This is a genomic window from Streptomyces fodineus (assembly GCF_001735805.1).
GTDB lineage: Bacteria > Actinomycetota > Actinomycetes > Streptomycetales > Streptomycetaceae > Streptomyces > Streptomyces fodineus.
In genome coordinates this window covers 8,368,466-8,380,997 of sequence record NZ_CP017248.1, presented here as the reverse complement: position 1 = coordinate 8,380,997, position 12,532 = coordinate 8,368,466, and the positions used below count along the sequence as shown (strand labels likewise).

At 69.4% G+C, this 12,532-nt stretch carries 10 protein-coding genes; all 10 read left to right on the top strand.

Annotated features, from left to right (window positions below):
- Position 1: 1 nt before the first annotated feature.
- Entirely contained in the window at positions 2–991 is a 990-nt protein-coding gene (locus BFF78_RS36340; protein WP_069782327.1) for a DNA glycosylase family protein, read from the top strand.
- Positions 992–1,528: 537 nt separating this feature from the next.
- Positions 1,529–1,996 (top strand): NUDIX domain-containing protein, encoded by a 468-nt coding sequence (locus BFF78_RS36335; protein WP_069784026.1) that lies wholly within the window; start codon positions 1,529–1,531, stop codon positions 1,994–1,996.
- Between the two features lie 49 nt (positions 1,997–2,045).
- Positions 2,046–3,320, top strand: a complete 1,275-nt coding sequence (locus BFF78_RS36330) for a protein-L-isoaspartate O-methyltransferase family protein (protein ID WP_079161619.1) — start codon at positions 2,046–2,048, stop codon at positions 3,318–3,320.
- Positions 3,317–5,317 carry an ABC transporter ATP-binding protein gene (locus BFF78_RS36325; RefSeq protein WP_069784024.1) on the top strand — a complete coding sequence of 667 codons (2,001 nt, stop codon included), beginning with the start codon at positions 3,317–3,319 and terminating at the stop codon, positions 5,315–5,317. Before BFF78_RS36330 ends, BFF78_RS36325 begins: the two co-directional genes overlap by 4 nt.
- Positions 5,314–6,759, top strand: coding sequence for a phosphotransferase (locus tag BFF78_RS36320; protein ID WP_079161618.1), 1,446 nt, complete (start codon positions 5,314–5,316; stop codon positions 6,757–6,759). The genes BFF78_RS36325 and BFF78_RS36320 overlap by 4 nt, the downstream gene beginning before the upstream one ends.
- Positions 6,760–6,791: 32 nt before the next feature.
- Positions 6,792–9,086 carry a methyltransferase, FxLD system gene (gene fxlM / locus BFF78_RS49575; RefSeq protein WP_069782325.1) on the top strand — a complete coding sequence of 765 codons (2,295 nt, stop codon included), beginning with the start codon at positions 6,792–6,794 and terminating at the stop codon, positions 9,084–9,086.
- Between the two features lie 68 nt (positions 9,087–9,154).
- Entirely contained in the window at positions 9,155–9,526 is a 372-nt protein-coding gene (locus tag BFF78_RS46485) for a M15 family metallopeptidase domain-containing protein (protein ID WP_159033112.1), read from the top strand.
- Positions 9,523–10,662, top strand: a complete 1,140-nt coding sequence (locus BFF78_RS36300) for an NUDIX hydrolase (protein ID WP_069782322.1) — start codon at positions 9,523–9,525, stop codon at positions 10,660–10,662. The genes BFF78_RS46485 and BFF78_RS36300 overlap by 4 nt, the downstream gene beginning before the upstream one ends.
- A gap of 57 nt (positions 10,663–10,719) precedes the next feature.
- Positions 10,720–10,956: an NUDIX hydrolase gene (locus BFF78_RS36295; RefSeq protein ID WP_069782321.1), complete on the top strand. Its 237-nt coding sequence runs from the start codon at positions 10,720–10,722 to the stop codon at positions 10,954–10,956.
- Between the two features lie 101 nt (positions 10,957–11,057).
- Positions 11,058–12,518 carry a site-specific integrase gene (locus BFF78_RS36290; RefSeq protein WP_069782320.1) on the top strand — a complete coding sequence of 487 codons (1,461 nt, stop codon included), beginning with the start codon at positions 11,058–11,060 and terminating at the stop codon, positions 12,516–12,518.
- Positions 12,519–12,532: the final 14 nt, after the last annotated feature.

The following is a 12,532-nucleotide window of genomic DNA, read 5'->3' as shown; positions in this document are numbered from 1 at the left end:
CGTGACCCCCCGCACCCTCGACCACACCGACACCCTCGAACTCCCCGTCACCGGCGACGGCCCGTTCAACGCCCTGCACACCTTCTGGAAGCCGTCCCACTACACCACCGGCCTCGAAGCCCACACCCAGGACAACAGCTGGCGCACCTTCCGCATCGACGACCTCGTCATCGGTGTCCGGCTACGCGCCGAGGACCGCACGGTCATCGCCGACGTCTACACCGACGCGGACTTCAAGCCCGACCACCGTCAGAGGCTCGCCCGCCGGCTGGTCGCCTCATACGGCCTGGACGAAGACCAGGCAGCGTTCACGGAACTGGCGGCACCTGTGCCCGCGATGCGCCAGGCGCTCACAGACTTGGGCGGGATGCGGCAGTCGTGCCCCGAGGACCACTTCGAGATCGCCGTGATCGCCTTGCTGCTGCAGAACGTCACGATCGCGCGTACCACCCAGATGACCCGTAACCTGCTGGTCCACTACGGCCGTCTCGTCCGTTTCGACGGGATCACGCTGCGGGCCTGGTTCACCCCCGGCGAGATCGCCCACGTCACGCCGGAGACGCTGAAGGAACGGGACCGGCTGGGCTTTCGGGCCAAGAGCCTGCCGCACTACGCGGCCTACTTCCGCGACCACAGCACCGAGGACCTCCAAGCCGCCGGAAACCTCATGGAGGCCGTTCAGGAAATCAAGGGAGTCGGGCCCTACACCGCCGCGGTGATCGCCTCCCACGCCTCGCGCGACCCGGCTGTCTTCGGTATCGACGTGTGGAACCGCAAGATCCTCGCCCACTGCCTCCTCGATGCCGACGACGCCGAACCGGAGGCCGTGATGGACCGCCTCAACGAGCTGTTCCCCGGCTATGCCGGCACCGCGGGCCTTTACCTCGTCGAGCACAGCTACCTCAACCGGCCCGTCGCTCCATTGCTCGCACCAGACCAACACGCCCTCGCCCGCTGGAACGCCACCCTGGAGCAGGAGGCTTCTGCGTAAGCCGGCACCCAACACAAAGACCCGTTCGCGCTTCACGGGCCGTGGCCACCCGGCGCCGCGGCCTGCCCCCGCCATGCCCGGCACTCCCCTCGTGCATGCACCGGGCCGCTCCATCCCAGCCGTGCGGCACATGGACACGGAGGCATGCCGTCGGCCGGGCTCAGAAGCCCTTCGTGCGGCACGCCGCACAAAGGGCCGCGCAATCACCGGATCGTGTTCGGTTCACGCTCGGACGCCCACCAACGTGGTCGAACAGGCGCCGCTTCCAGTCACCTCTAGCCCGAGACAACGAATCAGCACATTCGCTCGAAGAATTCGCCCGCACCACCCCCGAACGCGTTCCTTCCGGGGCCGTTAGTCCGAGCACCTGTCCGAGCTTCACGTCAACGAGGAGGCGCAATGCATCCCGGCATGCGACGCACCGACGTTCCGCGGAACTTCGAACAGAGCGGCTGCCCCCGGCCTCCCGGACCTAGCGCGCCGGAGCCCCAGCACGTGGCGGAGAGCCCCCACATCGCCCCCTGCAAGGGGGCTCACGTGACTGACCGCTACAAGAGCATCGTCGACGTGCTTGTCCTCCTACACCGGCAGGACGGCCGCGTGCTATTGCTCCGCCGAGCCGAGCCCCGGTACGCGGGGCAACTCACCATCGTCGGCGGCCATCTCGACCGCGACGAGTGGTTCGAGGATGGGGCGTGCCGCGAGGTCCGTGAGGAAGTCGGGGTGCACGTCGATCCCGAAGATCTGTGGCTGTGCTGTACCGCGCATCTGCTCTCTCCCGATGGGGAGCGCCGGCTCGCCTTGTTGTTCACCACCCAGACCTGGAGCGGTGAGCCGTTCAACGCCGAACCGGACAGGCACACCGAGTTGGTGTGGGCCGAACCGGGTGAGCCTCCCCTCGACGCTCACCCCTTCACCGCTGCCCTGCTGGAGCACTTCGTCGCAGGGAGCCCCCGCGCCAACATCCGCATGCCCGCCGCCGACGAGGAGCCGAAGGAGTCCTGACCGCACCACACCCCTGCCCGCCGATTCGCCCAGTTCGTTGGAGGCCCGCATGCACCACATCACCCCTGCCGCTCCCCACACCGCGCCACCTCCTCCCCTGCCCGAGGAGGACCCCCGAGCCAGGCAGGCACGCCAGGAGATGGTCACCCGGCTGGAAGCCGACCAGCCCCTGGCCCCTGTCGTGCGCGAGGCGCTGCTCGCCCTGCGTCTGGACGTACTAGTCCCGCGTGCGTACGTACGCCAGGTACCCGACGGTGTCGAGCCGGGAGTGTGGAAGCTGCTGGACGGGGCGCATCCCGAGGACCGCGAAGAGTGGATCACGGTTCTCTACAGCGGCGACAGCGTCCGGGTCCAGCACGATGGTGAACGCCTGGACGGGCAGCGGCGGGGAGTGGTGACCGGCGGGCGCATCACGTCACTGTCCAGCGTGATGTCGATGACCGCCGCGTTCCTCGGCGAACTCCAGCCACAGAGGGGTCAGTCCTTCCTTGACTTGGGCAGCGGCCCGGGGGTCACAGGGGCGGCGGCGTGCCTGATCTGCGGACCGGAGCGGGTGACGCTCGTGGACCGCGACCCGCATCTGGTGGAAGCGGTCCTGGAGCGCCTGGCCCCGCTCGGCTTCCGCCCTCGCGCCGTCATCGGAGACGGGTATGCCGGAGCACCTGCCTTCGGTCCGTACGACCGGGTACTGTCCGGCTTCGCGGTCGAGGCTGTCCCGCCGCACTGGCTGGATCAACTGGCCAATGGTGGACGACTGTTGACGACCATCACGACCCGGTCGCCGAGCTGGCCGGGACGTGCCGTGGTGGAGAAGACCGCGCGGGGGCGTGTGGAGGCCACGTTGCGCGGGGTGCGCAGCGGTCATCGCCCCGCGCACGGGCTGGAATGGCTGACCGCGCTCGCCCATCGCGAGCGGATCGCCGCCGAGCCTGGTTCACGCCGGAGCACATCGTTGGCGCCACCGGACAAGAGCGCGTACGGCCTGTGGCTCGCCCTCGATCATCTCGCCCCTGGGCTGGTGCGGGACTACCAGGCCGAGCACCTGACGCTCGTCGCCCCCGACGAGGACTCGTGGGTCGTCGTGCGCCCTGCGGCCGGCGGCGGGTGGATGGCCAATTCCGTCGGCGAACGGCCCGTCTGGGCCGAAGTCGAGGAGGTGCACGCGCGCTGGGTGGCGGCCGGCGAGCCGACCTCCTACCGCCTGGAGATCGCCGCCGACGGAACCCAGCACGTCACATCCGCCACCGGACCAGCGCCTCTGGAGTGGGCGCTGTCCGCACCGGCCGCACCGGGCATTCCCGCACCGGCACAGGAGCGGCCATGAGCGAAGACAAGGCTCCGCAACCCGATACGGAGGAAGCCGAGGAAGCGGTGTCAGCGTCGGAGATGCTGCTGTTCGGCGGTCAGCTGGAGTACGACGTGGGCTGGAACGCCCACCACGGGGCGTGGCTGGGGTTGTCCTTGTGGTCGATGGCCCGGCAGCTTCCCCGTTTGGTGGCTACGTCGGTACGGCTGGCGCATTGGGCGGACCGGCGGGCGCTGCGCACGGTGGCCGTGGCCGAGATCGGCTCGGGAGTCACCCAGGCGGTCGGCCTGGTGGCCGTCAATTCGGTGCTGAGCCATCTACTTGGTCCGGGGACGATCACGGAGCGGATCACCCATGCGCTTCCCGTCCTGATGGCCGTATCGGTGATGGGAGTCGTGGGGGCACTGTGTGCGGCGGCGTCGACAGCCGCGACAGGGGCCCTGGAACCCAAAGTCCAGCGGGTGGCCACGGAGCGGTACCTGACCCTGGTCTCGCGGGTTGAGTTGAAAGCGGTCGAGGACGACGAATTCCACCGGCTACTGGACTCAGCCTCTTGGGGCGCGGAGTCGGCCCGCCGGATGGTGAAGTACACCACCAGCGTGGTCAACGCGCTGATCTCGTTGATCGCCGCAGCCGGGGTTCTCACCGTGCTGCACTGGGCCTTGCTGCCGCTGCTGGCCGCGATGACGCTGCCCAGCGCGTGGGGTGCGATGGCCAAGGCCCGCCGCCGGTACGTCAGCTTCCACCAGTTCGTGCAGCACGCCCGCGCTGCGCAGCTGCTGACCCGGCTGCTGATCAGCCAGGACGCCGCCGCCGAGATCCGCCTGTATGCGATGGGCCCGTTCCTGCTGGAGCACTTCCGAGGCATGGCCGACACCAGCGAACGGGAGCAGTCCCGGCTGGCCCGGCTCGATGCCCGTACCGGTCTGCTGTCCGCCGCCGCGACCGGCGCCGCCACCGCCGCCACATACGGAATGCTCGGTGTGCTGCTGTGGACCGGGTCAATGCAACTGTCCGTCGCCGGGACCGCGGTGCTGGCCATCCGCTCCGGCTCCTCGGCACTGCGACGATGCGTCCTGCAGATCTCCGACGTCCACCAGGAGAGCTTGTTCGTCGGCGACTTCGAGCGGCTATGCACGGAGGCCGGCCGCCGCGCCATCCCGGACGGCGGCCAAGACCTCCCCGAACACGTGGAGGAGATCCGCTTCGAGAAGGTGACCTTCACCTACCCGGGCAAGGAGAATCCGGCGCTGTCCGAAGTAGACCTGGTACTGCCTGCGGGCAAGACGATCGCACTCGTTGGGAGTAACGGCAGCGGCAAGTCGACCTTAGTCAAGCTGCTGTGCGGGCTCTACGCGCCCGACGAGGGACACATCTGGTGGGACAACGTGGATGCGGTCCACGCCGACCGCGCACAGATCTTCGACCGCGTCGCCGCCGTGAACCAGGACTTCTACCGGTGGCCCTTCACCGCACGGGTGAACATCGGCATCGGCCGCCCCCGCCGCCCGTTCGACGACGAGCCGATCATGGAGGCAGCCACGTACTCGGGCGCCGACACGGTCATCGACGAGCTGCCCCGCGGGCTGGGCACGCTCCTGCAGCGCGGCTACAAAGGCGGGCAGAACATCTCCGGCGGACAGTGGCAGAAGATCGGCATCGCCCGCGGGCGGTTCCGCTCAGGCCAGGTACTCGTGGTGGACGAACCCACCAGCGCCCTCGACCCGGCCGCCGAGCAGCGCGTGTTCGACCAGATCCGCGCCCTGGCCGGCCAAGGGCAAACCGTCGTCCTGGTCACCCACCGCCTGCACAGCGTCCGGCACGCCGACACCATCGTCGTCCTCGACCACGGCCGCGTCGTCGAGCACGGTCCCTTCGACCAGCTCATGGACCCCCACACCGGCACGGGAGCCTTCCGCGACGCCTATCTACTCCAGTCCCACGCCTTCAACCAGACCGTCCCGGACCAGACCACGGCACCGCATCCCGCCACGCCCGCCTCGGAGCCAGCATGAGCGCTTCCGCCCCCACACCTGCACAGCACCCCGCAGCGACGCCACCACCACCGGCGGCCGGCGAACGCTTCGCCGCGCCCATCGACGTACACGCGGTCCTCCTGCGCCCCGGCGCGACCGAATGGGAAGTCCTGCTCACCCGCCGGGCCGGCGACGTCTACGCCACCGGTCTGTGGCACATGCCCTCGGGTCACATCGACGGTGGCCACGAGGACGTCGTCGAGGCCCTCGTCCGGGAAGCTGCCGAGGGAACCGGCGTCGCCATCGTCCCTGGCGATGTCCAGATCGCCGCCGTGGTCCATCACCGCAGTCCCAAAGGCTCCGCCCGCATGGGTGTCTTCGGTGTCGTCCGCTCCTGGACAGGTGAGCCGCACATCCGCGAACCCCATCTGTGCAGCGAGATGGCCTGGTATGCCCTCGACCGCCTCCCGCCGGACATGGTGGCCTACCCCCGCGCCGGGCTGGAGGCCCTGCGCGCCGGACGGCACTTCGCCATCCATTTCCAGCAGCCCGACGATCCGATCGCCTACACAGCGGACGGCCCGAACCGGCTGCAATTGCTGTCAGAGACCAACTCCCGTGATCTGTCGGGTCCTTCGCGGGAACTCTGGAGGTTCGCCGAGCAGGCCGTCGGCCCGCTCGCGGCCATCGAGGACGCTTCGTGGAGCCGTACCACCAGCCGGGTCTGGAGGCTGACCGGAAGGTCGGGCGGCACCTGGTACCTCAAGCAGCATCCGAGCGAGAAGTTTTATTCGCGTGAGGTGTTCGCATACCGGGAGTGGGTGCCCGCTCTCGGCGAGCGCGCCCCGCGCCTGGTCGCCTCAGACGACCGGCTCCTGGCGGTCGTCCTGACCCAACTGCCCGGCCGTAACCTCCACGGCCTCACCCTGGCATCCGCCGACGAGCGCCGTGTGCACCAGCAGCTCGGTGAGATCGCGCGGGCCTTCCACGACAGCGCCCCTGGCCACCCGGCCGAGCAACCATCGGTCTCCCGCACCCAGAAGGTGGACCGTCACCTTCAGGCAGCCCGGCCGCTGCTGTCCTCCGCCGACGAGGACCTGGTACGCCAGCTGGCCACGCGCTACGACAGCCTGCCGCCCGGCGAGCGTGTCCCTACCCTGGGCGACTTGCAGCTGCGCAACGTCTTGCTCACCGACACCGGCCTGGTCGGCGTCTTCGACTTTGAGCGCGCCGAGCCACGGCAGCGGGGCCACGACTTCGTACACCTGGCCGACCTCTGGGACGGTCGCGAAGACCTGCGCGCTGCCTTCTTCACCGGGTACGGCAGGCCCCTGACCCCGCTCGAAGCCGAGCACATGGAGTGCGAGGCGGCCCTCGACGCCCTCAGCGGCATCGCCTACGGCCTCACCCACGACGACCCCGAGGTCGTCGAACGCGGCCGGCGGACCCTGCGCCGCCTCCATCGCACCCAGAGCGCCTGACCAGCCCACTTCGACCGTAAGGAGCAGCCTCGGTGGGATACACGCAGCAAGACGAATGGCACGACCACTACGCCCGCGGCGAGAGTTTCCGGGCCCTGACCGACGCCGAACGCGCCGTACTGGATTCCGCCCTGCGTCCGCAGGGCCCCGCCGTGGCCCTGGACGTGGGCTGTGGCCTGGGCGAACTCGCCCTCCACCTTGCCCAGATGGGCTACTCGGTCGACGCCGTCGACTACGCGGAGTCGGCCGTCGAACTCGCCGCCGCGCAGGCTCCCGACGGAGCCGACGTGCGCTTCCCGCACCACGACATCGAGCACGACTCCCTCGCCGCCCTGCCGCATGATGCGTACGACCTGATCACCTTCCGCCTGAGCTACGCCTTCGTCCAAAACCGCACATGGCTCCTCGCCCGTCTGCGCGAGCAGCTGCGCCCCGACGGCACCATCTGCATCATCACGCCGCTCGCCGACGCCGTCCCCGCAGACCGGCGCGACATCGCCCTGGACGAGGACGAACTCACCCTGGCCGCCGCCGGATGGGCCACGGCCGATCGATTCGACGCCGACGGCCTGGCCGTGCTGGTGCTGCGCCATCCGGTCACCGGGCCGGTGGCCTTCGCCGACAAGCAACGCCCCGCCCCGCAGGGCCTCATCGGCGCCGGTGTCGTAGTCACCGACGAACAGGGCCGCGTACTGCTCGGCCGATCGGCGCGCGGCGTCTGGGAACTTCCCGGCGGCAAGCCCGACCCAGGCGAATCCTTCGAACAGGCAGCCGTCCGCGAGCTGGCCGAGGAGACCGGACTGGAAGCCTCGACAGACGACGCCCAGGTCCTCGCCGTCCTGATGGACACCACCTACAACGTGCCCCGCCTGACCGCCGCCGTCCGTGTCACCGCCCACCACGGAACCCCCGCAGTGCTCGAACCCGACCTGTTCCACCGCTGGGAGTGGCACTGGCCCGCCGACCTGCCCGCTCTCACGGGCACGCTGTTCACGCCGTCCGCGCATGTGCTGGACTGCGTCTGGCCCGGTCTCCTCGAGGACCTGCCGCCCGTGCACCGTAACCTCTGCCTCCAGCCCAGGCCGTCAGAGGACCCCGAGAGGGCGCGCGAGAGCCACCGGTTGCGCGAGGCGATGACCGACAGACTCATCGACCAGGGTTACATCGCTGATGCCTCCGTCGAGGCTGCCTTTCGCCGGGTGCGTCGGCACCTCTTCCTCCCCGGGGTGCCGCTGGAGACCGTGTACGCCGCAGAGGACGCGATCGTCGCCACCAAGAGAGGCCGCAACGGCCGGGCCACCAGTACGGTCTCGGCACCCTGGCTGCAGGCCGTCATGCTCCGCGAGGCTGCCCTCGGCCCTGACCAGACCGCGCTGGAGATCGGTTCCAACGGCCCCAACGCGGCCCTCATGCAGGAAGTCGTCGGCCCCGGAGGGCTGATCGTCACCATGGACATCGACCCGTTCGTCGTCGAACGCACGGCGCGGTTTCTGCCCGCCGCCGGGTACGACCGGGTGCGCGTCGTGCTCGGCGATGGCGAGCACGGTGCTCCCGGCTTCACCGACGAAGGCTCTCTCAACGCAATCATCGTGACCGTCCAAGCCCCCGACATCCCGCCGGCCTGGATCACCCCGCTCGTCGAGGGCGGGCGCCTCGTGGTTCCGCTGACAATCCACGGATACAGCTGGGCCGTCGCCTTCGAGAAGCACGGCGACCAGCTGGTCAGCCGCTCGTACACGGTGTGCGGGTTCGTCCCCATGCAAGGCGCCGGAGCGCCGGCGGAAGATGTCGTGTCCCTGCGTGGCGGGGAAATCCGCGTGCGGTTCCCCGAGGGCGGAACGGCGGACGCCGAGCAGCTCACCCGGGCCCTGCAGGCGCCTCGGCTCGAACGCCGGACCGGCATCACGATTCCCGGCAACACCCCGTTCGACAAGCTCATGCTGTGGCTCGCCACCACGATGGACGGCTTCTGCCGCCTGGCCGTCGACCCGGAACTCGACACCGGGGTCGTCGAGCACTGCAAGGGCTGGGACGCGGCAGCCGTGGTCCGAGACGGCTGCCTCGCCCGCCTGCTGCTCCAGCAGACCGGCCCTGCCGCATGGGAGTGGTGCATTCACGCCTACGGACCGGCCGCCGAGCAACTCGCTGAGGAGATGACGCAGCAGGTCATCGTCTGGGACCGCGACCAGCACATCCGCGACGCTCCCCGCTTGACGGTCCGTTCCCGCCTCGGCGGCGGCACCGAAGAGACGGGCGCCCGCACCCTCGTGAAGCGGCACGCACGCCTCGACTTCGACTGGACGCGCCCGCACCGTACAAGCCGTTAATGCTGAAGCCTTCCCCACGTACGAGCCTGTGGCGGCATCGCGAACCCCCGTCCGTCAAGGAGATCCGTTTGAACGTCATCCTGATGCCCGGCCCACGCGTGGCCGCCATCCCTGCCAAGGAGTGCGACGAACCACTCGTCGATGTCCGGGCCTATCGAGACCTGCTGGTCGATGACCTCAAGTCCGAGCCGGCCGCGCACTTCGCGCACCTACGTCAGGGCGTCCTGGAACGCCCCCTTCATGCCCAGTCGCAGCTTCCTGTCGGACTCCGGCTGCTGTTCGTCGAGGGTTACCGGCCACCCCAGCTCCAGCGGTCGTACTTCGAGAAATACGCGGGAGAGCTGCGAGCAGGCAACCCGAACTGGTCCGAGGAACAGATCCGCGCCCCAGCCCGCGCCGAACACACGCCCGCCCACCCTCGAGGAAGGCAGAGCCAATGACCACTCCCATCTCACGTTCGGATCATGTTGCACCGCGTGCCGCCCGGTCCGCAGGGCAGCACGCCGCCTCCCGGCACGCGGTGTGGGTCGGCGCCGCCGCGCTCGTCACTGACCAGATCGGCCGCGTCCTGCTCGTTCACCCCACCTACCGCGCGGACGACCGGTGGCTGCTGCCCGGAGGAGTAGTCGAACCCGGCGAACACCCGCACGTCACCTGCCGACGCGAGATCACCGAGGAACTGGGTCTGGCGAACCTGCCCCTGTCGGACGTGCTCGCCGTCCACTCCCTCTCCCCGCACCACCCCGACACCCAGCCCGGCACGCCTTTCCCCGGGGAAGTCCGGTTCGTCTTCGATGGGGGAACCCTCACCCCCGACCAGGTGGAGGCGATCCGCCTGCCGCCCGAGGAACTGTCCGAGTTCGCCTTCCTCGAAACCCGGGACGCAGTGCAGCGGCTGAGGCCCGTGGACGGGCAGATCATGCTCGCCGCCTACCGTGCCCGGCTCGGGAACACCGCCACCGCCCACCTCGCCGACGGCCGGCACATCCTCGACGTCCCGGCGCTGGACCGCCATGACGTCCACGTCCGCTACCGGCCCCTGTGGGACAGCCCCCTCAACCGCGGCCCCGTCCCCGAGCGGCTCCCCGTGCAGCAAGCCTGGGCGTGGTGCTTCGTCCCCGACGGCAGGGTCGTCCTCGTGGCCGACCCCGGCCCCCGGGGCGCGCTGCCTATGCTGCCTGGCGGCACCGTGGAGAAGACCGACCCGACGCCCGAGGACACCCTCCACCGCGAAGCCGCCGAGGAGGCCCAGCTCACCCTCACCGATCCGGTGCGACTGGGTTGGGTGCTGGACGAGACCGGCGAGGTCTACGGCTCAGTGGGGCCCAACGCCCGGCTCCGCCTGGCCGCCCGGGTCACCGCCATCGGACCGGCGGCCGTCGACCCCGCTACCGGACGCCCCTTCGCACGTCTGCTCGCCACCCCCGCCCAGGCAGCCGCCCTTCTGGGATGGGGCCCGCCAGGAGCGCGGCAAGCCCTACTCGCCGCGGAGACGGCCCGGGAGCGGTGGGGCCTTGCCACCGCTCGCCCCGCGGCCATCGAGGAAGTCCCTGCGGAGGGGATGCGGCTGAGCTGACACGAACGACCATCCCGCCTCGACTCGATCCGCCCTGCGTCCTTCTGAGGTAGCCCTATGCCGCTGTCGCACGACCACATCCGCACCACCGTCGAGACCTACCTCGCTCGCCACCCTGACGAGCGCAGGCAACTCGGCGGTCTCCTGGACGCCCTCGACCGGGCCGCCAACATCGCCAGTCGCTCCACCTTCTCCGGCCACGTCACCTGCGGCGCCATCGTCGTCGATCCGCTCGGCCGCGTCCTGCACGTGCTGCACCTCGCGAGCGGGAAAGTCCTCCCTCCCGGCGGTTAGGCCAAGTATTTGAGACTGTCTCACCCTCCCTTCGCCGGGGGGTTTCTTTGTGTCTGGGAAGTGGTTAGGTTCATGGCTCCATATCTGTCTCAAGGAACCCTGTGGACTACTTCTTCACCTCCCGTGACAAGGTCCGCCGGTTCGGTGCGATAGCCGACGGCATCGACCTTGACTTCCTGCGGTACGTGACCCGGCAGCGGGCGCTCAAGGACGGCACCCCGTTCTTCCTCGGCTCGGTCATGCGGCCGCTGGAGCCTCACTGCTCGTTCTTCCTCGATCTGGCCAAGACGCTCAAGGCGAAGTCGCTTCGGGACTATACCTACGACTTCCTGGACTTCAGCGACTTCCTGGAGAGCCTCGATCCGCCGAGCGACGTGCTGTCCGCGACGGAGGACGACCTGCTCGCCTACCGAGAGCACTGCACCCAGCACCGCGACGAACCCATGTCGCCGGCTACCTGGAAGCGCCGTCGCGTCACGATCCACAGCTTCTACGACTGGGCCGTCGACGAGGCCAAGCTGCTGGCCAGGCGCCCGTACTACCGGCGTCCCAACGGGCGTGACGTTCTGAGCTGGGGCGCCACCGCAGCACTCGATGTGCGGCACCTGACGTACGAGCAGTGGCGGTTCCTGGACCGCGTCGGCCTGCGCGGGCTTCTGCCGGACGGCACCGCCGACCCGTCGTTCCGGTCCGCACACACACTGCGGGACAGCGCCGCCGGCAATCTGTCCATCACTACCGGCCTGCGGCTGCGGGAGTTCCGGGCCCTGCTCGACATCGAGGTCGGCCCGCCGCGCCGCGACGGCACGGCGAAGGAAGTGGAGCTCGAGGCCATCGCCAAGTTCGGCCTGCCGCGGACCGTGGAAATCCAGGACGCGACGGTGAGGGAGATCGACTGGTATCGCCGAACCGAGCGTGCCGCCACGGTGCGCAAGGCGTCGAGGAACTTGTGGCGCCGCCGCGAGGAGTTCTTCGTCGTCGACGACGTCAACACGCGCCAGATGAAACTGCGCGGAGTCGAGCACGGCAGGCGCCGGACCTGGAGCGTCAAGGCTATGGACGCCGAGCTGCGAGCGCGGACCATGATCGAAGGCGAGCACGGGCTGGAGCCGATGGCCCTGTTCATCGGGCGCCACGGGCGGATGCTCACCAGCCAGAGGTGGGAGCAGATATTCCTCGATGCGCACGCGCGGACGCTGCGGATCATCGAGGAGCACGACCTTGAACTGGAGATGCCGCACCAGGTTCGGATTCACGATCTGCGGCACACGTTCGCGGTGTACATGCTGGAGCTGCTGACCGAGCTGCTGCGCAAGCAGGACGCGGAGGAGTACGCGCGCTCGGGCCGAGTACCCGCCTACGCGGCCGACCACCAGTCCCGCAACCCCTTCCTGACCGTCATGAGGCTGCTCGGACACCGCCGCCCAGAGTCGACGATGCGGTACCTGACGTACAAGAAGAAGTCGAACCTCCTGGTCGCGCAGGCCATCAAGGAGTGGAACGACCAGGACAGCACGTACGCGGAGCTGGCGTCGCGGCACGGGGGACGGTGGACCGACTGATGCCCCGCAGAGGA

Coding starts and splice junctions, on each gene's coding strand:
- BFF78_RS36300 (WP_069782322.1), top strand. CDS start 9,523: ATGACCACTCCCATCTCACGTTCGGATCATGTTGCACCGCGTGCCGCC.
- BFF78_RS36320 (WP_079161618.1), top strand. CDS start 5,314: ATGAGCGCTTCCGCCCCCACACCTGCACAGCACCCCGCAGCGACGCCA.
- BFF78_RS36325 (WP_069784024.1), top strand. CDS start 3,317: ATGAGCGAAGACAAGGCTCCGCAACCCGATACGGAGGAAGCCGAGGAA.
- BFF78_RS36330 (WP_079161619.1), top strand. CDS start 2,046: ATGCACCACATCACCCCTGCCGCTCCCCACACCGCGCCACCTCCTCCC.
- BFF78_RS36295 (WP_069782321.1), top strand. CDS start 10,720: ATGCCGCTGTCGCACGACCACATCCGCACCACCGTCGAGACCTACCTC.